Source organism: Peptoniphilus indolicus ATCC 29427, assembly GCF_000227315.1.
Lineage (GTDB): Bacteria > Bacillota > Clostridia > Tissierellales > Peptoniphilaceae > Peptoniphilus > Peptoniphilus indolicus.
In genome coordinates this window covers 1-526 of record NZ_JH165155.1, presented here as the reverse complement: position 1 = coordinate 526, position 526 = coordinate 1, and the positions used below count along the sequence as shown (strand labels likewise).

1 protein-coding gene is annotated in these 526 nt (G+C 32.7%); it reads left to right on the top strand.

Features of this window, described 5'->3' with window-relative positions:
- Positions 1–447 (top strand): helix-turn-helix domain-containing protein (locus HMPREF9129_RS10460; RefSeq protein ID WP_004823645.1); only part of this gene is annotated, 447 nt, incomplete at its 5' end.
- Between the last annotated feature and the right edge of the window lie 79 nt (positions 448–526).

Sequence of the window (526 nt, the reverse complement as noted above, 5' to 3'; positions counted from 1 at the left end):
ATAAGGATTAAAGCCATAATACTAAAACTTAAAGGCAACAGTGCCAAATCCATATCTGAAAAATTAGATGTTGGAAAATCTACAGTATTCGCATGGTTAAAAGCATACAGAGAAGATTCTGTAAACGCATTAAAAAATAAAAAAAGACAAGGCAATCATAGAAATCTCTGCTTTGAAGAAGAAAAAGAATTCCTAAAGCAATTTGAAGAAAAAGCAGAAAGTGGACAAATAGTAACAGCCAAAGAAATAGAAAAAGCATATGTAAAGCTTGTAGGACATTCCATAGGAACGGGTCAAATATATAGAGTACTAAAAAGACACGGATTTAGAAAAATAATGCCAAGAAGTAAACATCCTAAGAAAGCAAGTAAAGAGGTCATAGAGACCTCAAAAAAATTAACAGCAGAGCAAAAGAACTTAGAAACGTTAACCCGGATAAAAAAGTAAGAATAATGTTCCAAGATGAAGCAGGATTCGGTCGCATAAATAAGCCGAAATACTGTTGGTGTAACCATAAAATAAGACC